This is a genomic window from Variovorax paradoxus (assembly GCF_029919115.1).
GTDB classification, from domain to species: domain Bacteria; phylum Pseudomonadota; class Gammaproteobacteria; order Burkholderiales; family Burkholderiaceae_C; genus Variovorax; species Variovorax paradoxus_O.
Window position 1 is genome coordinate 2198284 of the sequence record NZ_CP123990.1, and the last position, 20093, is coordinate 2218376.

Annotated in this window: 18 protein-coding genes; 12 read left to right on the forward strand and 6 right to left on the reverse strand. The window is 66.5% G+C overall.

Annotation, left to right across the window (positions count from 1 at the left end; genetic code table 11):
* Positions 1-13 precede the first annotated feature (13 nt).
* Genes QHG62_RS10720 through QHG62_RS10730 form a run of 3 tightly spaced genes read left to right on the forward strand, consistent with a single transcriptional unit; the run spans position 14 to position 2025 of the window.
* A complete protein-coding gene (locus QHG62_RS10720) occupies positions 14-970 on the forward strand; it encodes a Bug family tripartite tricarboxylate transporter substrate binding protein (RefSeq protein ID WP_281150841.1) in 957 nt (318 codons plus the stop codon).
* Complete coding sequence (locus tag QHG62_RS10725; RefSeq protein WP_281151579.1) at positions 970-1497, forward strand: carboxymuconolactone decarboxylase family protein; 528 nt, start codon at positions 970-972, stop codon at positions 1495-1497. The genes QHG62_RS10720 and QHG62_RS10725 overlap by 1 nt, the downstream gene beginning before the upstream one ends.
* A 12-nt stretch (positions 1498-1509) precedes the next feature.
* The gene (locus QHG62_RS10730) at positions 1510-2025 is read left to right on the forward strand and encodes a DUF4286 family protein (protein WP_281150842.1); all 516 of its coding nucleotides are present in this window, start codon (positions 1510-1512) and stop codon (positions 2023-2025) included.
* Between the two features lie 19 nt (positions 2026-2044).
* On the opposite strand, the gene QHG62_RS10735 is transcribed toward QHG62_RS10730, so the two are convergent.
* Both QHG62_RS10735 and QHG62_RS10740 read right to left on the reverse strand, forming a co-directional pair.
* On the reverse strand, positions 2045-4393 hold the full coding sequence (locus QHG62_RS10735) for a cytochrome P450/oxidoreductase (protein ID WP_281150843.1): 2349 nt from the start codon (positions 4391-4393) through the stop codon (positions 2045-2047).
* 20 nt (positions 4394-4413) lie between these two features.
* Positions 4414-5382, reverse strand: coding sequence for a Bug family tripartite tricarboxylate transporter substrate binding protein (locus tag QHG62_RS10740; RefSeq protein WP_281150844.1), 969 nt, complete (start codon positions 5380-5382; stop codon positions 4414-4416).
* 133 nt (positions 5383-5515) lie between these two features.
* On the opposite strand from QHG62_RS10740, the gene QHG62_RS10745 reads away from it, so the two are divergent.
* Entirely contained in the window at positions 5516-6337 is an 822-nt protein-coding gene (locus QHG62_RS10745) for an IclR family transcriptional regulator (RefSeq protein WP_281150845.1), read from the forward strand.
* 39 nt (positions 6338-6376) lie between these two features.
* On the opposite strand, the gene fusA is transcribed toward QHG62_RS10745, so the two are convergent.
* Positions 6377-8437, reverse strand: a complete 2061-nt coding sequence (gene fusA, locus QHG62_RS10750; protein WP_281150846.1) for an elongation factor G — start codon at positions 8435-8437, stop codon at positions 6377-6379.
* Between the two features lie 363 nt (positions 8438-8800).
* Between fusA and QHG62_RS10755 the strand changes: the two genes are divergently transcribed.
* A complete protein-coding gene (locus QHG62_RS10755) occupies positions 8801-10645 on the forward strand; it encodes a pectate lyase (RefSeq protein ID WP_281150847.1) in 1845 nt (614 codons plus the stop codon).
* Between the two features lie 27 nt (positions 10646-10672).
* Here the strand turns inward: QHG62_RS10755 and QHG62_RS10760 are convergent, their stop codons facing one another.
* Positions 10673-11608, reverse strand: coding sequence for a LysR family transcriptional regulator (locus QHG62_RS10760; RefSeq protein ID WP_281150848.1), 936 nt, complete (start codon positions 11606-11608; stop codon positions 10673-10675).
* Between the two features lie 112 nt (positions 11609-11720).
* Between QHG62_RS10760 and QHG62_RS10765 the strand changes: the two genes are divergently transcribed.
* The 4 genes from QHG62_RS10765 (at position 11721) to QHG62_RS10780 (ending at position 14760) form a co-directional block, all read left to right on the forward strand.
* Positions 11721-12659 carry a dihydrodipicolinate synthase family protein gene (locus QHG62_RS10765; protein ID WP_281150849.1) on the forward strand — a complete coding sequence of 313 codons (939 nt, stop codon included), beginning with the start codon at positions 11721-11723 and terminating at the stop codon, positions 12657-12659.
* 60 nt (positions 12660-12719) lie between these two features.
* Complete coding sequence (locus tag QHG62_RS10770; protein WP_281150850.1) at positions 12720-13691, forward strand: Bug family tripartite tricarboxylate transporter substrate binding protein; 972 nt, start codon at positions 12720-12722, stop codon at positions 13689-13691.
* Positions 13681-14382 (forward strand): SDR family NAD(P)-dependent oxidoreductase, encoded by a 702-nt coding sequence (locus QHG62_RS10775; RefSeq protein WP_281150851.1) that lies wholly within the window; start codon positions 13681-13683, stop codon positions 14380-14382. Before QHG62_RS10770 ends, QHG62_RS10775 begins: the two co-directional genes overlap by 11 nt.
* Before the next feature lie 168 nt (positions 14383-14550).
* Positions 14551-14760 (forward strand): hypothetical protein, encoded by a 210-nt coding sequence (locus QHG62_RS10780; protein ID WP_258506329.1) that lies wholly within the window; start codon positions 14551-14553, stop codon positions 14758-14760.
* 13 nt (positions 14761-14773) lie between these two features.
* On the opposite strand, the gene QHG62_RS10785 is transcribed toward QHG62_RS10780, so the two are convergent.
* Positions 14774-15949 (reverse strand): thiolase, encoded by a 1176-nt coding sequence (locus QHG62_RS10785; RefSeq protein ID WP_281150852.1) that lies wholly within the window; start codon positions 15947-15949, stop codon positions 14774-14776.
* Positions 15946-16359, reverse strand: coding sequence for a Zn-ribbon domain-containing OB-fold protein (locus tag QHG62_RS10790; protein ID WP_281150853.1), 414 nt, complete (start codon positions 16357-16359; stop codon positions 15946-15948). Before QHG62_RS10790 ends, QHG62_RS10785 begins: the two co-directional genes overlap by 4 nt.
* A gap of 233 nt (positions 16360-16592) precedes the next feature.
* On the opposite strand from QHG62_RS10790, the gene QHG62_RS10795 reads away from it, so the two are divergent.
* The 3 genes from QHG62_RS10795 (at position 16593) to QHG62_RS10805 (ending at position 20058) form a co-directional block, all read left to right on the forward strand.
* Positions 16593-17762, forward strand: coding sequence for a CaiB/BaiF CoA transferase family protein (locus QHG62_RS10795; RefSeq protein ID WP_281150854.1), 1170 nt, complete (start codon positions 16593-16595; stop codon positions 17760-17762).
* 83 nt (positions 17763-17845) lie between these two features.
* Positions 17846-18883 carry an AraC family transcriptional regulator gene (locus QHG62_RS10800; protein ID WP_281150855.1) on the forward strand — a complete coding sequence of 346 codons (1038 nt, stop codon included), beginning with the start codon at positions 17846-17848 and terminating at the stop codon, positions 18881-18883.
* 191 nt (positions 18884-19074) lie between these two features.
* Positions 19075-20058 (forward strand): tripartite tricarboxylate transporter substrate binding protein, encoded by a 984-nt coding sequence (locus tag QHG62_RS10805; RefSeq protein WP_281150856.1) that lies wholly within the window; start codon positions 19075-19077, stop codon positions 20056-20058.
* Positions 20059-20093: the final 35 nt, after the last annotated feature.

The following is a 20093-nucleotide window of genomic DNA, read 5'->3' on the forward strand; positions in this document are numbered from 1 at the left end:
AGAGACATTCACAATGGTCAAACGGTATCTGCTCACCGTCGCTCTTTCCGCCGCCCTGGCGGCCACCGCCCACGCCCAACCCAAGACGACGCGGATCGTCGTCTCGTTCACTTCCGGAGGTCCAGTCGACGCCGTCGCGCGCGCCATGTCCGAGCAATTGGGCAAAGAGCTGGGGCGCACGGTCATCATCGACAACAAGCCCGGAGCCAATGGCGCGATCGGCGCGGTCGATGTCATGAAGTCGGCCCCCGACGGCGGAACGCTGTGGTTCACCAGCGTCGGGGCGGCGGCCATCAACTCTTCGCTCTACGACAAGCTCCCCTACGACATGCAGCGCGACTTTGCGCCGGTCTCCCTGGTCGTCAACAACGTCGAGCTGCTGGTCGCGCAGCAAGGCAACCCGGCCAGGGACGCGGCGGAATTTGTCGCGGCAACCAAGAAAAAGGCCGACCCGACGCCGATGGGCTCGTCGGGCACGGGAAGCATTCCTCACCTGGCCATCGAGCAGCTGGCCGACTCGACCGGCGCCAAGCTGCTCCACATACCCTACAAGGGTGCCGCGCCCGCGATCGCCGACCTCATGGGCGGGCAGGTCAGCGGTTTCTTCGGCGACGTGCCGGGCCTGCTCGGGCATCTGCAAGGCGGCAGGCTCAAGGCGCTCGGCGTTGCATCGAGCAAGCGCCACCCTTCCCTGCCTGACGTGAAGACGCTCGAGGAGCAAGGCATCCGCGGCGTGGACACCAACAACTGGTACGCCCTTTTTGCCCCGGCCAAGACGCCGCCGGACATGATTGCGGCGCTCAACAAGGCGGTGCGCAACACCTTGGCCGAGCCTGCCGTGCGAGAGAAGCTGCTGAAGACAGGTACGGAGCCCGTCGGATCGACTCCCCAGGAACTGGCGGCCATCCAGAAGCAGGATTCCGACAAATGGGCGAAGCTGGTGCGCGCCAAGAACATCAAGGCCGAATGATGACTAACACCTCCATTCGTGTTCCTCTCGTTCAGCCAGGCACGCGGCCTGAACTGGCCGAAGTCGAAGCCCGAATCATGGCCGAGCGCGGCCGCGTGTCGCTGCTCTATCAGGTGCTGCTCAACAGCGGGCCGATCGCATCCGGCTGGGAACGCATGCTTACCGCGGTTCGCAACCAGACCGGCGTGCCCGCCGATCTTCGCGAGCTGATGATTCTTCGCGTGGCGGTACTCAACGGCGCCAGCTTCGAGTTCGACGCCCACGTGCCTCATGCGCAGAAGGCGGGCCTCAGCATGGAGAAGATCGACGCCGTCCGAGACGCTTCGATTGCAGACGTATTTGCGCCTCTTGAACGCCTTGCTCTTGAGCTGACCGATGCGATGACCCGCGACATCAAGGTGCCCGATGCGCTCATGGCCAGGGTCCAGCAGCATTTCGACCCGAAGGGCGTGGTCGAGGTGGTTGCCACCGTTGCCGCGTACAACATGGTGTCGCGCCTGCTTGTGGCGCTCAATGTCGCGCACTGAGGAGAGCGGCAAATGAAAGATCTCTGGCTTTTCAAGCATGATGCCGCGACCGGCGCGCTGCCTGACGCCGTCCACCTTGCACCCGGCACGCAATGCTGGCAGTCGCTGGAAGGCCCCTGGACTTACGTGTACGCACCGGACGGCGCCGATCTGGAAAGGCATGCCACGGGGTCAGGCACATCACGGCACCGGTTGCGGTGCCTTCAGATGCTCGATGGCGCGTCTGCGGGCCAGGGCGCGCCCTATCACTACATCGTCGAAACCGATGTGCTGGCGGGGCACGAAGACGACTTGAACGCCTGGTATGCACAGGAGCATCTGCCTGGCCTGGCTTCCGTTCCCGGAACGGTACGCGCAGCGCGCTACCTCGACGCAACGGGCTCTCCGCGCTACTACGCTTGCTACGACCTCGCGAGTCCAGACGCCCTGGGCAGCCCCGCATGGCTAGCCGTTCGCGCAACGGCGTGGAGTGCAAGGGTCCGGCCGGCTTTCCGGAACACGCGACGAACGATGTTCCGCCGGGGCTGAGTTGCCGAGTCTTGCTTGCCTAGAGCTCCAGCACCAGCCGCCCCTCGCAAGCACGCGAACAGCAGGCCATCATCCGCGTGTTGGCCTCACGCTCCGGTCGGGTCAGCACCATGTCGCGATGGTCGACGTTGCCGGACAGCACCCGCACTTCGCACGAACCGCAAAGGCCCTCCTCGCAATCGCTCTGCACATCGACGTTTGCCGCGCGCAAGGCGGACAGCAGTGTCTGGTGCGGCGGCACCGTGACGACCAGGCCTGAATCCTTCAGCTCGACTTCGAACGCATGTTCCTTCGAAGGGTCGAGCGTGGCCAGCGTCGATTCGAAATGCTCGACGCGCAAGGCGCCTTCGGGCCATGCGGCGCAGCAGCCTTCGAGCGCCTCGAGCATCCGCAGCGGACCGCACGCATAGACCTGGGCACCAGGCACCGGTTCGGCAAGCAGCGACGGCAGATCGCAGCGCCGGCCTTCGTCGCGCGCATAGACGTGCAGCCGCTCCCCGTGCAACGCCGCGAGCTCGTCGAGAAAGGCCATGTGCCTGCGGCTGCGGCCGCTGTAGTGCAGCTCGTAGTCGATGCCCAGCGCCTTCGCGCGGCGCGCCATTGCGCTCACGGGCGTGATGCCGATGCCGCCCGCAATGAAGATCGCCTTCTTCAGCGACTCGTCGAGGCGAAAGTGATTGCGCGGCCCGCGAATGCGGAGCCGGTCGCCGGCTTTCACTTGCGCGTGCACCCAGGCAGAGCCGCCGCGGCCCTCGGGCTCGTGCAGCACCGCAATCTCCAGCGCGCCGGCATCGTCCGGGTCGCCGCAGAGGGAATACTGGCGCGACAGCTCGGGCGAGCCGCATTCCACATCGATGTGCGAACCCGCGGTCCAGCGCGGCAGCGGCTTGCCGTCGGGTGACACCAGGCGCAGCTTCACCACGCCCTCGGCCACGCGCGTGACGCGCTCCACCACCACGGGCCGCGACACGGCATGCCGCGAGGTTTCGCCGATGCGCACCGGCAACTGCGCCTCGCGGAGCGCCGGATTCCGGCGTTCCGGGTTGGCCGCAGGGTCCCACTCGACCCACAGGTGCTCGGGCCCGCGGAACGAGGTGTTCGGTACATAGGTGAAGCGCTGCTGCGCAAGCCGCATGTGCGGCAGCCGCCGCGTGAACTCGGAGAGGAAGACCTGCATTTCCATGCGCGCAAGGTTCTTGCCCATGCACTGGTGCGACCCGTAGCCGAAGGTCAGGTGGTCGCTCGCGTTGTCGCGGCGGATGTCGAACAGGTCGGCATCGGCAAAATGCGCCTCGTCGTGGTTGGCCGACGAAGTGACGATCAGGAGCCGCGAACCGGCCGGCAGATCGACGCCGCCCACCTGCGTGTCCCTGGTGACGAGGCGCCGCCACGCGGCCACCGATCCGTTGTGCCGCAGGCACTCTTCCACCGCGTTGGGAATGAGGCTCGGGTCTTCGCACAGCTCCTGCCACGCCTTGGGGTGCTGCAGCAGCAGCTTCACCGCGTTGGCAGTGGCATTGGCCGTGGTCTCGTGCGCGGCCACAATGCCGGCCATCATCATCGAGTGCAGGTACGAATCCGTCACCACCTCGGGGTGCTGCTTCTGCTTGCGGATGCCGTATTGCATCCATCCGGGCGCGTCGGGGTCTTGCCGCATCTTTTCGAGCACCTTGCCGGCGTACTGCCAGAAGTTGCCGACCGCATGCGCCACGGCCACCTGCTCCTCCGGCTTGGGCCGGCCCCAGGTGTTGACGGTGTGCGCAATCGAATACTTGCGCAGCGTGTCCATGTCTTCCTCGGGCACGCCCAGGAAATGCAGCGCCACCGTCAGCGGAATTTCCCACAGCATCTGGTCCACCAGATCGGCCTTGCCGTCGTCGATGAAGCGGTCGATATAGGTGCGGGCCAGTTCGCGCACCATCGGCTCGTGGTGCTTGAGCGCCTCGGGCGTGAACGGGTCCATCAACACGCGCCGGCGCGGCATGTGGGCGGGCTCGTCTTCGTTCACCAGCGTGCGGTTGAGCGCAAAACCGTACGAGGCGAGCACGGCGTTGGCCTCGTCGCTCGTCGGCGTGATTTTTTCCAGGGCGTTCGAGGGGCTGAAGGTGATGTTGTCGCGAAACACCGCCTTGATGTCGTCATAGCGCGTGATCACCCAGTAGCCGAGCTTGGGGCTGTAGAAGATCGGCTCTTTCTCGCGCGCCCAGCGCACGTATTCGGGCGGGTCTTGCTGGTAGCCGTCTTCGAAGGGATCGAACTCGGCGGCGCGCGCGCTCACGGGGCAGCCGGTGGGCGTGCGTTCGGACGACAGCGGCCCGTGGGCGACCGGACAGCCTGTCGAGCGCGGGAGATTGGCGGTATCGGACATGGGCGGTCTCTCGGGTCGCGTCAGTCGAGCGTGATCTTCAGGTCGCGAATCAGCTTGTGCCAGCGCACCGTTTCGCTCTTCAGCAGCGCGGCATATTGGGCGGGCGTGTTGGCCACTGGCTCGACGCCAAAATCGATCATGCGCGTGCGCACAGAGGGCTCGTTGATCGCAGCCACCAGTTGGCGATTGAGCGTGTTCACCACCTCAGGCGGCGTGGCCGAGGGCACCACCACGCCGACCAGCGCCGCGGCTTCGACGTTCTTGTAGCCGAGCTCGGCGAAGGTGGGCACATCGGGCAGCTGCGGCAGGCGCGTGGGGTTGGCCACCGCCAGCGCACGGACCTTGCCGCCCTTGATGAACCCGGCACCGGCCGCCAGGTCGACCATCATGGCCGGCAGCTGTCCACCCACCACGTCGGCCAACGCCGGCGCGGCACCGCGGTACGGCACATGAACCATGAACAGGCCGGCCTCTACCTTGAGCAGTTCCATTGCCAGGTGATGCGGGCTGCCTGCGCCTGCCGAGGCGTAGCTCACGTCGCCCGGCTTTGCCTTGGCCTTGGCGATGAAGTCCTTGGCCGAAGCAATGCCTGAATTGGCGCCGACCACCAGGATCATCGGAAACTTGCCCATCAGCGTAACCGGCGTCAGGTCCTTGGTGGGGCTGTACGAGAGCGACTTGTACAGCGCCGGGTTGAACACCAGTGTGCCGTTGTCGGCAGACAGCACGGTGTAGCCATCGGCCGGTGCGCGTGCTGTTTCAGCCGCAGCCAGCGCAGTGTTGCCGCCGGGCTTGTTGTCCACCAGCACCGGCTGGCCGACTTGGGTGGAGAGTGTCTGCGCGACCGTGCGCGCCAAAAAGTCGGAGCCGCCACCTGCCGCGTAGGGAACGAGCCAGCGGATCGGCTTGGCCGGAAAGGTCTGGGCGCTGACGCCGGCCGCGGCAAGGAGGGAGAGAACGGCGAGGCAGCGGGCAAGACGGTTTTTCATGAAAGTCTCCAGTTAGCGTAGTTTCGTATTGCGTAAATATCATACGCATTGCGTAATGATGATTCTTGAGGGCTAACCCTGTATCCGAACGCTCCCCTTGCCGCTCAGCCCCAGCAACTAACATCAGGCGCACATGACCAAAGCCCCGGAGCCCTCTTCTCTTTCTCCCGTAATCCGCGAGCGCCGACAGCGCGTGCAATCGGCCGAAACGGGCATGGCGGTGCTCAAGGGCCTCGCCCACCTGGGCGGCCGCAGCAGCCTTACCGCCCTTTCGGCCCATGTCGCCGAAAGCCCGGCCAAGGTGCACCGCTACCTTGCGAGCCTGATGGAGGAAGGACTGGTGCTGCAGGACGCCGTCTCGCAGCACTACTACCTGGGCACCGAGGCCATCCAGATCGGCCTGGCGGCCATGCGCCAGGCCGACCCGATTCGCGCGGCCGAGCCTTGCCTGGTACGGCTGCGCGAGTCGCTGGAGGTCACTTGCTTTGTCGCCGTCATGGGCAACAAGGGGCCGACCATCGTTCGCTTCGAGGAGCCGGGCCTGCCTGTCACGGTGAACGTGCGCGCCGGCTCGGTGATGTCGATCCTCTGGTCGGCCACGGGCCGCGCTTTCCTGGGCCTGCTCGACGAGTCGCGGGTGTTGGCGCTCGCCGAGCAGGAGCTCGCCGAATCGCCTGAAGACATGCGCGCCACGCTCGATGCGGCCGACCCCATCGGACAACTGCGCCGCGACGTACAGAAGGCGCACTGCGCGAGCGTGAAGGACACCTACCTGCGCGGCATCAGCGCCGTGGCAGCGCCGGTCTACGACTACGCGGGCCGCGTGTGCGCGGTGCTGACGGCACTGGGAGCGACAGGTGGCTTCGACCCCGCCATCGACGGCCCCATTGCCACCGCGGTGCGGCAGGAAGCCCGCGCGGTCAGCGAGCTGCTGGGCTACCGCAAGCAAGGTTAGCGGCGAACCCGGTGAGCGGCCCACGCGGCCAGTGGCCTGCTACTCGTCTTCGTGCACCCGGTATTGCCCCATCAGCGTTTGCTGAACCCCTGGCGGCACGGCTTCATAGTGCGACAGCGCAATGGTGTAGCGCCCCTGGCCGCTGGTCATTGCGTTGAGGCGCGACTGGTAGTTGGCCAGTTCGGCCATGGGCACCTGGCCGCCGATGCTCACGGTGCCCACTCCCAGGTCCGATGTACCTGTGACCAGGCCGCGGCGTGAAGACAGATCGCTCGTGACATCGCCGACGGAATGCTCGGGCACGTCGATACCGATCTCGACGATCGGTTCGAGCACGACCGGCCGAGCCTCGCGGATGGCTGCCATGAAGGCCTTGCGGCCGGCGGTTGCAAAGGCAATGTCCTTGCTGTCGACGCTGTGGTGCTTGCCGTCGTACACCACCACGCGCACGTCGACCACGGGGTAGCCGGCAATCGCGCCGCTCGCCAGCACTTCGCGCACGCCTTTTTCCACCGCGGGAATGAACTGGCCCGGAATCGCACCGCCCCTGACTTCATCGGCAAACTGAAAGCCGGCACCCCGCGCCAATGGCTCGATGCGCAGGAAGACTTCGCCGAACTGCCCGGCGCCGCCGGTCTGCTTCTTGTGGCGGTGGTGGCCTTCGGCCGGCGCTGCAATGGTCTCGCGATAAGCAATGCGGGGCGGCCGCGTCAGCACCTCGAAGCGATACACCTCGCGCAGGCGCTCGAGCACGATGCGCAGGTGCAGCTCGCCAAGCCCGTAGAGCACCGTCTCGTTGGTGGCCGCCACATGCTCGATGCGCAGGCACGGGTCTTCGGCCGCGAGCTTGCCCAGGATTTCCCACGCGCGCTGTTCGTCTCCATGGCGCTTGGGCTCCACGGCCAGGCCGTACACCGGCACCGGAAAAGGGAGCGGTGCCAGATGCACGTGGCTGTCTTCCGCGGCGTCGTGCAGCACGGCATCGAAATGAATCTCCTCCACCTTTGCCACCGCCACGATGTCGCCCGGCACCGCATGCGAAACCTCCACATGGTCTTTGCCCTGCAGCATGAACAGGTGTCCCACCTTGAAGGGCTTGCGGCCGTCGCCGATGTAGAGCTGGCTGTCTCGCGTGAGCGTGCCCTGGTGCACGCGAAAGATGCCCATCTTGCCCACATAGGGATCGACCGTGACCTTGAACACATGCGCGAGCACGTGGAGCGACGGGTCGGGCTTGACCTCCAACGGCTTGGCCTCTGCGCCCTCGCCCAGCAAGAACTCCGGCGGATTGCCTTCGGTGGGGTCGGGCAGCAGCTTGACGATGATGTCGAGCAGCTCGGCCACACCGGCGCCGCTGCGCGCCGAGACAAAGCAAACCGGAATCAGGTGGCCTTCGCGCAGCGCCTGCTCGAGAGGCGCATGCAGCTCTGACGGGTCCACGTCGCCCTCTTCGAGGTAGCGGTCGACAAAGGCGGCGTCCACCTCTACCACCTGCTCCACGAGCGCCCGATGTGCCGCTTCGACAGGCCCGAAGTCGGACCGCCCGAAGCGGTTGAAGAAACAGTCAACCACCTGCCTGTTGACTCCGTCGGGCAGGTTGAGCGGCAGGCATTCGCGGCCGAAGGTCGCCTGGATATCAGCCAGCAGCCCAGCAAGCGAGATGCCCTGCGCGTCGATGCGGTTGACGATGATCATGCGGGCAAGGTGGCGCGAGGCCGCGTACTCCATCATGCGCACCGCCATCGGCTCGATGCCGGCAGCGGCATTGATGACCACGGCCGCCGTTTCCACGGCCTCCAGCGCGGGCAGGCTCTGGCCCAGAAAGTCGGGCCCGCCGGGAGTGTCGATGAAGTGGATGCGCGTGCCGGCATGCGTGAGGTGCATCACCGATGCGTTGAGCGAATGCTGCATGCGGCGCTCGAGCGGATCGTGGTCGCTGACAGTGCTGCCCCGCTCGATGCTGCCGCACGCCCCGATGGCGCCCGCCTTGTGCAGCAACGCCTCGGCAAGGGAGCTTTTGCCGGCGGCGGCAGGCCCGACGAGCGCCAACGTTCGCACTGCTTCCATCTCGGCCGCGAGGCCGTTCGATCGGCTTGGCATGGCATGCACTCCTTGGCGCCCCGAAGGCTTGCCCGGCGGCCTCGCAGGCTCGGGCATCGCGTGTAGACGCCGACAGTCAGCCTACGGGATTGGCAGTGCCGACGCAACGGCGCTATCACCGGCTCGCATTCGTTCGGCGCAATGGTGAGAAAAGGTGGAACCCTACCCATCGACTCATACGTTGTCCTACAACCATGTAACTACTGGTGATACTTTGAAGCGAATTTCTCCGCAATTCCTGATTGACGCAGCATTGAAGCTGCCCAAATAATCCGCGCGCCGCGTCGTATGACAACTGATGTTGTATGACATCTGATGACCCCCCGACCAACCCCGGACATTCGATCAATAAAGGGAAATGCCATGAAACGTCGACAGTTTGCAATTTCGGTCCTGTCTCCCATCGCGCTTGCCGCCTGTGGCGGCGGCGGCAATGACGGGCCCAGCTTCCCGTTTCCTGTTCCGCCGCCCCCTCCGCCCCCTGCCCCCCCACCCGCCCCGACTCCGCAGGCCACCGCCGCGGCGGGGCTCAAGCGCGCGGCGACCTACATGGACGAAGTGGTTTCGTACAAAGGCGGCTACGTGTGGTCGTACTCGCCCGATCTCCTGCAGACATTCGGCGAAATGGAAGCCAAGCGCACCATGCTGTGGCTGCAGCCACCGGGCACATCGTCCATCGGCCATATCTACCTCGATGCCTATCACGCAACCGGCGACGAGCGCTTCTACCAGGCCGCAGACCGCACCGCCAAGGCAGTTGCCGCGGCCCAGCACAGCTCGGGCGGCTGGAACTACATCTACGACTTCGCCGGCGAAGCGTCGCTGCAGCACTGGTACGAAACCGTCGGCATGAACGGCTGGCGCCTCGAAGAGTTCCAGCACTACTACGGCAATGCCACCTTCGACGACGCCACGACCGCCGTCGCATCGCAGCTGATGCTGCGCATGTACCTGGAAAAGAAAGACCCGGTCTACCAGGCCGCAACCGAGAAGGCCATCAAGTTCATCACCGATGCGCAGTTCGGCCCGCAGTTCGGCATTGCAGATGGCGGTTGGCCGCAGCGCTTTCCGCACAACCCGAACGCGATCACGTCGATGCCCTTGCCCAACCCGCAGCAGCTGCCCGCGGGCGCGCGTGCGGGCATGGAAGACAGCGACTACACGCTGCATGTGACCTTCAACGACGACGTCATGGGCGAGAACATCAAGTTCCTGACCATGTGCGTGATGACGCTGGGCCGCACCGACCTGGTGGCCAACATCACGCGGGCGATGGATTGCATGCAGCGCATGCAGTGGACCTCGTCGGCGCTGCCGCTGCAGTCGGGCTGGAGCCTTCAGCACCTGTCGCGCGTAACGAACGGCCGCCCGGCAGGGGCTCCGGCCGGCGCGCGCTCCTACGAGCCGCGCTCACTGGCCACGCACACCACGCAGACCAACATCCAGCAGCTGTTCGGCTACTTCACGCTCACCGGCGACAAGAAGTACCTGTCGCAGCTGCAAAAGGCGATCGACTGGCTGAAGTCGCCATCGATCCAGCTCCCAGCCGATGTCGCGACCCTCAACCCGCTGCTGGCCGGGCGCAACGTGGCCACGTTCATCGAGCTCGACACAAACGAGCCGCTGTTCATTCACCGCTATGGCTCCAACATTCACAACGGCGCGTACTTTTTCGACAAGGACATCACCAACACGATCAGCCACTATTCGTCGGGCCGGTCGGTGAACGCCGCCGCACTGCAAACACGCCTGAACGAACTCAACGCGATGACGCAGCCGCAGATCGATGCCATGGTCGCCAAGTCGCCGCTGCGGGCCACCACGCCCAGGGCCCTGCCAAAGTACTTTGCCGCCGTTCGAGAGGTGGATTTTCCGGACCTGTTCGAAGGCGCGGTGCTGAAGACACCGGTGGTGCCCGAATCGGAAGTGCAGACGATCCTGGCCGCGCTGGTGGACGGCAACTACTGGACCGCGCCCGTGCCGGAGATCGTGAACCCCTACCGCGGCAACGGCCCGACGACGCCATACACCGGCACGGCGTACCGCAGCCGCCACGTGGGCGACATCTACGACACCTCTCCGTATCCGGCCGATGCGCCGCCGGAGATCGAGCCGTATGTGAAGCGCGAGAAGCCGCAGTTCATCGTCACGTCGAATTTCATCGCGCGGATGGGACGGCTGATCTCGTTCATTTCGCCGGTGGCCTGAGCCGAGCCGCCCCGGGCAGGCACTCCACTAGCGGGTGAGTGACCCTTCGTTCACCAGTTGCCACAGCGCCTCGGCCACCGGGGCCATGCTTGCAGCCTGGCGGTACAGCCGGATTTCCACCGGCACCCGCCAGGCGCCCTTGCCGGCATCCACCAGCGCACCGCTGCGCAGGTCGTCCGCGACCAGGCTCATGGGCAGCCACGCGAGGCCGCGTCCTTCGAGCGCCATGGTTCTGAGCAGCGCGGCGTGGTGCGCCGTAAAAACCACCGAGAGCGACGATGCGAAATCCTTGCCGAACTCGCTGTCCTGTATTGCCCGCATGATCCGCCCCAGCCCCGATGCGTCGCTGTAGGCCAGCACCGAAGGCGCCTGGGCAGTGCCAAGCGCATGCAGCGGCACGCCCTGGGCATCCGGTGCGGAAACCGGAACCAGCACGTCTTCGCTCAACCGCAGGACCGGGTATTGCCCTTCGTCGAGCCGGCCCGGTGCACCGGCATGGCCGTGGCACAGCACAAACTGCACGCGGCGCTGCTGCATCAGGTCTTCGCAGGCCTGCGAGCTGTCGGAGATGGTCTGGATCGGCCCCAGGCTGAGCCGGCTTTCCACGGCGCCCAACCAGCGCGGAAAGAATGTCAGCGACAGCACATGCGTGGCGGCAAATCTCAGGCTGGCCGCGGCCATGTCGTGTGCCGCGCGCGCCTTGATGCGGGCGGCTTCCAGGCCGGCCAGCAGCTCTTTCAGCAGCGGCTCAAAACGCTTGCCGGCGGCCGTCAGTGCCGCGGGGTGCGCGCTGCGGTCGAACAGGTCGACACCCACCCACTCTTCCAGCGCACGAATGTGCCGGCTGAACGCAGGCTGCGCGATGGAGCGCACCTGGGCCGCGCGCGAGAAATTGCCGGTCTCGGCCAGGGCAATGAAGTCTTCCAGCCATTCGAGGTCGAGGGGGCGGTTGCCGGGGCCCATGTGCTGCGCAATCGGTTGAATAGTTGTATGCGATTCGAGTATTGGACGGTGCATGCCCCGCCGGCAAAAGATGCACCCATTCCTGCACCTTGAACCACAACGGAGACACAGCATGCCTGCCATCGCGAATTATCGCGGGATCATTCCCGCCATTTCCTGCCCCTTCACGGCCGACCACCGCATCGACGAACCGGCGCTGCGCAAGCTCGCCTCATGGCTGGCGGGGCACGACGGCGTGGTGGCAGTCATGACCAACGGCCACACCGGCGAGGTGTTTTCGCTCACGCCGGCCGAACGCGCCGAGGTGACCCGCATCGTGGCTGACGAGCTGCGCGGCCGCATGCCGGTCATCTCGTCCATCGTTTGCGAGGGCCTGGCCGACGCCGCCGAGCATGCACGCGCCGCCCAGGCCGCCGGCGCCGTGGCGCTGGACGTGATGCCGCCCCACCACTGGCTGCGCTTCGGCTTCACGCCCGGCCATGCACTGCAATACTTCGAGGCCATTCACCGCGCCGCACCGGAACTCGACCTGGTCTGCCATGTGTACCCGGCCTGGACGCGCGCCTCTTACTCGTCGCAGCTGCTGGCCGAGCTGGCGCGCCTGCCCTACCTGCAGGCCTTCAAGGTCGGCCAGCGCGACATGAACAAATACGCCCGCGATATCCAGGCGATCCGCGAGGCCGATGCGTCGAAGGCCATCCTCACCTGCCACGATGAATACCTGCTGGCCTCGATGGTGCAAGGCGTGGACGGCGCGCTGGTCGGCTTCGCCACCTTCATACCGCAGCTGATCATCGACCTGTGGAATGCGGTGAAGTCCGGCGACCTGAAGAAGGCCATGGCCGTGCAGGCCCTCATCACGCCGCTGAAAGACGCGGTGTACGGCGGCGGCGAACCGACCGGAGAAGCGCACGCGCGCATGAAGGGCGGCATGTTCCTGGCCGGCGTGCTCGACAACGCCACGGTGCGCCCACCGACCGAGGCGCCGAATGAACGCGAGATGCAGGCGCTGCGCGCCGCGGTGCAGCAAGCCGGTTTGTCGAAGCGCTGATCACGAGAGGCCCGGCACTGCCGGTGCCCTCCCCCACAAAACCAGAAGGAGACAAGAGACATGCAACGCAACCATTTCCTGCGCGCCACGCTCGCGGTTCTCGCGCTTGGCGCGGCTTCCTGCGGCTTTGCACAGACGCAAGCATGGCCCACGCGGCCCGTGCGCGTGGTCATTCCGTTTCCGCCGGGCGGCACACTCGACACTGTGGGGCGCCTGCTTGCGCAGAAGCTCGGCGACCAGACCGGCCAGCCCTTCATCGTCGAGAACCGGCCCGGCGGCAACGGCGTGATCGGCGCCGACGTGGTGTCGAAGGCGCCGGCCGACGGCTACACGCTGCTGTTCAACGCATCGACTTTCACCACGGCGCCGATGACGATGAAGTCTGTGCCCTATGAGGTGGTGCGCGACTTCACGCCGGTGGCGCTGGTGGCCAAGGCGCCGCTGTCGGTGGCCATCAACAAGAACCTGCCGATCACCGACGTCAAGTCGCTCATTTCGTACGCCAAGGCGAACCCGGGCAAGATGACCTTCGCGGTCGGCTCCATCGGCTCGGCCGGCCACCTGTCGACCGAGCTGCTCAAGCGCGCGGGCGGGCTCGACTACCTCATCGTGCCGTACAAGGGCACGGCACCGGCCTTCCAGGACCTGATCGGCGGGCAGATCGACGGCTTCATCGACCCCATCCTGGGCTCGCTGCAGTACCACAAGAGCGGCATGCTGCGCGTGGTGGCGGTTACTTCGGCCAACCGCGCCACCAGCCTGCCGAACGTGCCCACGGTGGGCGAAAGCATTCCGGGCTACGAGTTCTACAGCTGGTACGGCCTGTGGGGCCCGGCCAAGCTGCCTGCGGCCATTACGCAGCGGCTCAATGCCGAAGTGAACAAGGCGCTTGGCACCGACATGCGCGAAACGCTCAACGCGCAGGGGCTGCTGCTCACGCCCGGGAGCGTCGAAGACTTCGTCAAGTTCCAGCATGCCGACATGGAGCGCTCGAAGAAAATCATCACCGAGGGCAACATCCGTGTCGAATAAGGCCGCGCCGCATGCGGTGGTCACGGGCAGCAGCAGCGGTATCGGCCGCGCCATTGCCTCGCATCTGCTGGAACAAGGCTGGCGTGTGAGCGGGCTCGACCTTGCGGCGCCTACGCTGTCGCATGCAGCCTTTCTTCACATGGCGATGGATCTGTCGGACGCCGAAGCCATTGCGCGCGCCGCGGCCGCCTTGCAAGACGCCGACGCGCTGGTGCATGCAGCCGGCGTCCTGCGCGTCGGCCCGCTGGGCCAGCTCGACCATGCGGGCGGCGAGCTGATGTGGCGGCTGCATGTCGATGCGGCCACGCGCCTGGCCGATGCACTCGTGCCCGCGATGGCCGCGCGCGGCAGCGGCCGAGTGGTGTTCGTCGGCAGCCGTGTTGCGCAAGGCATGCCCGGCCGCGGGCAATACGCCGCCACCAAGGCGGCGCTGGTCGCGCTCGCACGCAGCTGGGCGGCAGAGGTGGCCGCGAGCGGCGTCACCATCAACGTGGTGTCGCCCGGCGCCACGCAGACCGCGATGCTGCAAGACCCGGCGCGCGCGGGCAGCGCACCGCGCCTGCCACCCATCGGGCGGCTGATCCAGCCCGAGGAGATTGCCGCGCTGGTCGCCTTTCTTCTCTCGGCGCCGGCCGCAGCCATTACCGGACAGGACATCGCCATTTGCGGCGGTGCATCGCTGCACCGCTAATACCAATGCACCCATGCCAAGGCGCATTGAGTCGAAAGTGGTGCGAGTTTTCCGACACCTCTTGTAGCGTGTTCCGCACGGTTACTGGGGTGACACCCTGAGCACAAGCCGAAGTTGTTGGGCTAGTATTTCCATACAGTGCCAGCAACACCCAGACCCATTGAGTATTTGCTCGAACTCGAGCATGCCAGCCTCCCGGTGCATATCCGGGACCGGGACGCGATCCAGGCCATCGCTGTTCTGAAGGCGATTGGCTGCGTCGAGGCGGAGATTTCTCCGCCCCTCGATCTGTGCAGTTCGTTCGAAGACTACGAGTGCGCGGTGGTAAGGGAGATCACGCCGGTGGGCCGAACGGAGCTGGCCGCGGAATACGGCTGACGCCCTTCATTCATCACAACGTTTGCGCGAGCCCGAGCACTGCCGTGGCCTGGCTGGACAGCGTGCCGCCGTTGCCATGTGCCAGCGCCGTGCGGGCACCGGCCACCTGCCGGTCGCCGCCTTCTCCGCGAAGCTGCCGCACGGCTTCTATCAACGCGAAGATGCCGTACATGCCCGGGTGCACGCAAGACAGCCCGCCACCGTTGGTATTGACCGGCAATCGGCCGCCAGGTGCAATGGCGCCGCCGCGCACGAAGGCCCCGCCCTCGCCCTTGGCGCAGAAGCCCAGGTCTTCGAGAAACAGCAGCACGTTGATGGTGAAGGCGTCATACAGCTGCACCACGTCGATGTCGCGCGGCGAGAGACCTGCCATGTCGAATGCGGCACGTCCGCTGTCGCGCGCGGCCGTCGTCGTCAGGTCGTGCATCGATGAAATCTGCCGGTTCCACACGGCCGTGCCGGTGCCCAGCACATGCACCGGCTCGCGCGGCAAGTCCCGCGCGCGGTCGGCGCGCACCAGCACGAAGGCACCCGCCCCGTCGGTCACCAGGCAGCTGTCGCGCACGGTCAGCGGGTCGCAAACCATGCGCGCGTTCAGCACGTCGTCTATGGAGAGCGGGTCGCGCATGAACGCCTCGGGGTTCAGCCGCGCCCAGGCGCGTGCGGCCACCGCCACTTCGGCAAGGTCGCGCCGCGTGGTGCCGAACTCGTGCATGTGGCGCGACGCGGCCAGCGCATAGGCCGAGAGCGGCTGCATCGGCTCATAAGGCGTTTCGTAAGGCTGCGGGTCGAGGTAGCGGCGGCTTGCCACCACTTCGCGGCGCCCGAAGGTGGCTGTGCGCTGCGCGCTTCCGTAGCAGACGAGCACCGCGTTGCACTGGCCGCTGGCCAGCGCCTGCATGGCCGGCAACAGGTGCGCGATGAAGCTGGAGCCGCCGAGCATGGTGCTGTCGATGTAGCTCGGGCGAAGGCCCAGGTACTCGACAACCGGCATGGCCCACATCGTTGCGCTTGCGCTGGCGGTGCAAAGTCCGTCGATGTCCTTCATGGCCAGCCCGGCGTCGGCCACGGCACGGCGCGCGGCTTCAGCCAGCAGTTCCATGTCGGTATGGCCGGGCGATTCGCCGCAGCCGTAGGTGGCCACGCCGGCGATGGCAGCGCTGCCGCGCAGTTGCTTCAGCGTGGTCATGCAGCGTCTCCCGTGATGGCATCGAAAACCACCATGCCGCTGCCGCCGGGCGGCACCACCACGCGCGCCCGCACACGCAGGCCGATGCGCACGTCGGCCGGCGGCATGCCTTCGACGCGGCTCATCAGGCGCACGCCTTCGTCCAGCTCGACGATGCTCACGTTGTAGTCGCCGCCGGCCTCGGGCTTGCGGCGCACGGTTGTCACGGCATACACGGCGCCGGTGCCGGCAGGTGCCACCAGCGCGGGCTCTTCAGCGCCGCAATGGGGGCACAGCACCCGCGGAAAGTACACCGCGCGCTGGCAGGCGCCGCAGCGCTGAATGAGAAAGCGGCCAGCGTCCAGCTCCGCCTGGTGGCGCGCCAGCACGCCGGTGCCGGTCGGTTTTGATGTCGTCGATGAATTCGTCATTGAGTCATTGAAATCGCCGGAGTTCGGCATGGGTTGCGTCGAGCATGCCGGCTGTGCCTCATTCGCGCCATTCGCGATTGCCGAAGGGCCCCCTCGGCGTGGCTGAACCGACCGGAGCGTGTGTGCAAATGATTCTTTCTGCCAACGGCTTTCAGGCTTTGTGCCATGGGCACGCCAGGCACCTGTTTTTAGACTGCAACGCGCCCGTTCCAAATTCACCCAGGAAAAACTCGATGGAGACAACCGGCGCATCGCGCCCGCCGCTGGCCGGCATTCGCGTACTCGACCTGACCCGCCTGCTGCCCGGTCCGGTCTGCACATTGCACCTGGCCGACCTTGGCGCCGAGGTGCTCAAGGTCGAAGACACCGGCCTTGGCGACTACGCCGCACCGGCTTTGCGCGCCATGGTCCAGCGCAACAAGAAAGCCATGCGGCTCGACCTGAAGCAAGCCGACGGCGTGGCGCTGTTGCACCGGCTGGCCGAAAACGCCGACGTGCTGGTCGAAGGCTTCAGGCCCGGCGTGATGGACAGACTGGGCGTGGGCTATGCCGCGCTTTCGGCGGTGAACCCGCGGCTGGTTTACTGCAGCATCACCGGCTTCGGCCAGACCGGGCCTTACCGCGACGAGCCGGGGCACGACCTGAACTACTGCGCGCTGAGCGGCGTCAGCGACCAGATCGGCCGCGACGACGCCGGTCCCGCCCTCTCCAACCTGCCCATCGCCGACCTGCTCGGCGGCTCGATGAATGCCGTGATGGGCATCCTCGCAGCCTTGTTCGATGCGGCGCGCACCGGCACCGGCCGCCATGTCGACATCTCGATGGCCGACGGCGTGCTGGCGCATGCGCTGGTGCCGATGGTCACCCTGGCCACGCAGGGCGCCACGCGCCGCGCGGGCCTCGACAAGCTCAGTGGGGCGCTGCCCTGCTATGCCATGTACCGCACGCAAGACGGACGCCACTTGTCCGTCGGTGCGCTCGAGCACAAGTTCTGGGAGCGCTTCTGCGACGTGCTCGACCGACCCGACCTGAAGCCCATGCACATGCCGCCTGATCGAGCGACCGCCGAGCGGGTGCGTGCCGACGTGGCCGCCCTTATCGAAGCGCGGCCGCTCGCGTACTGGGCCGACGTGTTCCATGGCCGGCAATGCTGCGTCACGCCCGTGCTGCGGCTCGAAGAGGCGCTCGCGCACGAAAACTTCATCGCGCGCGGCATGGTGCATCCGCCAGCCGCCGAAGGCGGTGCGCCTCAGCTGGCCTGCCCAGTCAGGATGACCGGCTTCGAGTTTTCCATCGAGCGGCCGGCGCCGTCGCCGGGCCAGGACACCGACGAAGTGCTCACCGCGCTGGGGCACGACGAGGCCGCGCGCGCCGACCTGCGCCGGCGCGGCGTGGTGGGCTGAGCACGCGCCGCCGCCCGGTGCAGCTGCTCCTAGAATCCGGCCATGCGTGCGCCGCACGGGGCGCTGCCGCACCTCGAACGCCCATGGCCATCAGGCACACACCGACACACAGCACGCGCCACACCATCGGCATCCAGCACGTCGATCAGATCCTGATCGGTGCGCGTGCGCGGGGCGCCGATGTGGATGCGCTGCTGCAGCGTGCCGGCATCTCGGCGGCGCTGCTCGATGCACCGCTCTCCCGCGTCACGCAGGACCAGTTCGCGGCCCTCATCTTCGCGCTACGGCACCGCCTGCGCGACGAGCTGTGGGGCCTGTGCAGCCAGCCGGTGCCGACGGGGAGCTTTGCGCAAGCCACGCGCCTTCTCATCCGCTGCCGCACGCTCGGAGAAGCCTTGACGCTCGGCCTGCGCCACTACCGTTTGCTGCTCAGCGACTTCGTGCCGCGCCTGCATGTGCAGCACGGCGAGGCCACGTTCGCGTTGGTGCCGCGCGTGCCGCTCACAGCATCGGTGGCTTATGCGCAGCGGGCATTTTCTTTTCTTGCCTATGGCCTGGTCTCCTGGCTGGTTGCGCGGCGCGTGCCGCTGCTGCAGGTGGACTACCCGCACCAAGACGAGCGCGCCAGCGATGCGCCCGCGCTGTTCCAGGCACCGGTGCGTTTTGGCGCGGGCTGCACCGGCTGGCGCTTCGAGGCGCGCTGGCTCGAACTGCCGGTGGTGCAGAACGAGCAAAGCCTGGAGGAGTTTCTTCGCCAGGCACCGGCCAGCCTGCTTGTGAAGTACCGCGACCAGACCAGCATGACCGAGCGCATCCGCCGCATCTTGCGGCGGCAACTGGCCGATGAACTGCCTTCGCTCGAGACGGTCGGCAAGCAGCTGGCCGTTACGCCGCAAACACTGCGCCGCCGCCTGGCCGAAGAAGGCCAGGGCTACCGCGCCATCAAGGACGACCTGCGGCGCGATGCCGCCATCGAGTACCTGGCGCGGCCCGAGCTGAACCTGGTCGAAATTGCGCAGCGGCTCGGCTTCTCCGAAGCCAGCACCTTTCACCGTGCCTTCAAGCACTGGACCGGCGTGGCCCCGGGCGAATACCGCACCACGCGTCTGCGCGAGCACTGAACCCGCCGGACCGGCACGCTGATCGAACGTGCCAATCCGAATCATCGGTTCGGCCATGGGCCGCACTGCGTCGTCTCCCTAAACTTTCCTCATCGGTCCTGCGAAGTTCGCAAGGTTCGACATGACACCGGCCACCGCCGGTGATCGCCCACAGGCAGCGGCACAGCTGCCGAAAAAGACAGGAGACAGAGATGACGTATCGCGCTCTTTCCCGCCGCCAGGCCCTCGGCGCACTTGCCGCATCGGCCATGTGCCTTGCAGCGCCGGCTGCCCTGGCCCAGCCGCCTGCGTATCCGCACAAACCCGTGACGCTCATCCTGCCCTTTCCCGCGGGCGGTGCAACCGATGCGCAGATGCGCGCCATTGCATTGGCGCTGGGCAAGGAAATCGGCCAGACGGTTGTCGTGGTCAACCAGCCCGGCCTGGCCGGCACGCTGGCCCCGGCGGCCATGGCGCGCAGCGCCGCACCTGATGGCTACACCATCTCCGTGGTGCCGGCCACGCTTTTTCGCCTGCTGCATCTGCAGAAGGTGAGCTACGACCCGGTGACCGACTTCACCTACATCATCAATCTCACGGGCTACACCAACGGCCTTGTGGTGCGCGACGACGCGCCGTGGAAAACACTGCAAGACCTGCTCGACGACGCCAAGCGCCGGCCGGGGCAGATCAGCTACAGCTCGACCGGCGTGGGCGGCGGTGGCCACATTGCGATGGAACGCCTGGCGCGTGCCACGGGCCTCAAGTTCAACTTCATTCCGTTCAAGGGCATGGCCGAGGAAACCAGCGCGCTGCTCGGCGGGCACATCGACGTCATCTCCGACCCCGGCTGGGGCGCGTTGGTCGAGAGCGGCAAGGCCCGCGTGCTTGCCACGCTGGGCGACAAGCGCCTGAAGCGCTGGCCGCAAGTCCCCACGCTGAAAGAAATGGGCCACGACATCACAGTCAATTCGCCGGTCGGCATCGTCGGCCCCAAGGGCATGGACCCGGCCTTGGTGAAGACGCTGCACGACGCATTCCATCGCGCGATGAAAGACGCCACCTACCAGCGCGCGCTGGAGCTCTACGACCAGCCCGACCTGTACATGTCCAGCGCGGCCTACCAGCAGTACGCCGCCGAACAGACGGCGCGCGAAAAAACCTTCATCGAACAGCTCGGCATCAAGCTGCAGTAGGCGACCTCCCCCTTCCTTCCATTCGTTGATCCAGG

Bases quoted from the DNA above. Each gene is read 5' to 3' on its own strand.
- QHG62_RS10720 (WP_281150841.1), top strand. From the start codon at position 14: ATGGTCAAACGGTATCTGCTCACCGTCGCTCTTTCCGCCGCCCTGGCG.
- QHG62_RS10725 (WP_281151579.1), top strand. From the start codon at position 970: ATGACTAACACCTCCATTCGTGTTCCTCTCGTTCAGCCAGGCACGCGG.
- QHG62_RS10730 (WP_281150842.1), top strand. From the start codon at position 1,510: ATGAAAGATCTCTGGCTTTTCAAGCATGATGCCGCGACCGGCGCGCTG.
- QHG62_RS10735 (WP_281150843.1), bottom strand. From the start codon at position 4,393: ATGTCCGATACCGCCAATCTCCCGCGCTCGACAGGCTGTCCGGTCGCC.
- QHG62_RS10740 (WP_281150844.1), bottom strand. From the start codon at position 5,382: ATGAAAAACCGTCTTGCCCGCTGCCTCGCCGTTCTCTCCCTCCTTGCC.
- QHG62_RS10745 (WP_281150845.1), top strand. From the start codon at position 5,516: ATGACCAAAGCCCCGGAGCCCTCTTCTCTTTCTCCCGTAATCCGCGAG.
- fusA (WP_281150846.1), bottom strand. From the start codon at position 8,437: ATGCCAAGCCGATCGAACGGCCTCGCGGCCGAGATGGAAGCAGTGCGA.
- QHG62_RS10755 (WP_281150847.1), top strand. From the start codon at position 8,801: ATGAAACGTCGACAGTTTGCAATTTCGGTCCTGTCTCCCATCGCGCTT.
- QHG62_RS10760 (WP_281150848.1), bottom strand. From the start codon at position 11,608: ATGGGCCCCGGCAACCGCCCCCTCGACCTCGAATGGCTGGAAGACTTC.
- QHG62_RS10765 (WP_281150849.1), top strand. From the start codon at position 11,721: ATGCCTGCCATCGCGAATTATCGCGGGATCATTCCCGCCATTTCCTGC.
- QHG62_RS10770 (WP_281150850.1), top strand. From the start codon at position 12,720: ATGCAACGCAACCATTTCCTGCGCGCCACGCTCGCGGTTCTCGCGCTT.
- QHG62_RS10785 (WP_281150852.1), bottom strand. From the start codon at position 15,949: ATGACCACGCTGAAGCAACTGCGCGGCAGCGCTGCCATCGCCGGCGTG.
- QHG62_RS10790 (WP_281150853.1), bottom strand. From the start codon at position 16,359: ATGACGAATTCATCGACGACATCAAAACCGACCGGCACCGGCGTGCTG.
- QHG62_RS10795 (WP_281150854.1), top strand. From the start codon at position 16,593: ATGGAGACAACCGGCGCATCGCGCCCGCCGCTGGCCGGCATTCGCGTA.
- QHG62_RS10800 (WP_281150855.1), top strand. From the start codon at position 17,846: ATGGCCATCAGGCACACACCGACACACAGCACGCGCCACACCATCGGC.
- QHG62_RS10805 (WP_281150856.1), top strand. From the start codon at position 19,075: ATGACGTATCGCGCTCTTTCCCGCCGCCAGGCCCTCGGCGCACTTGCC.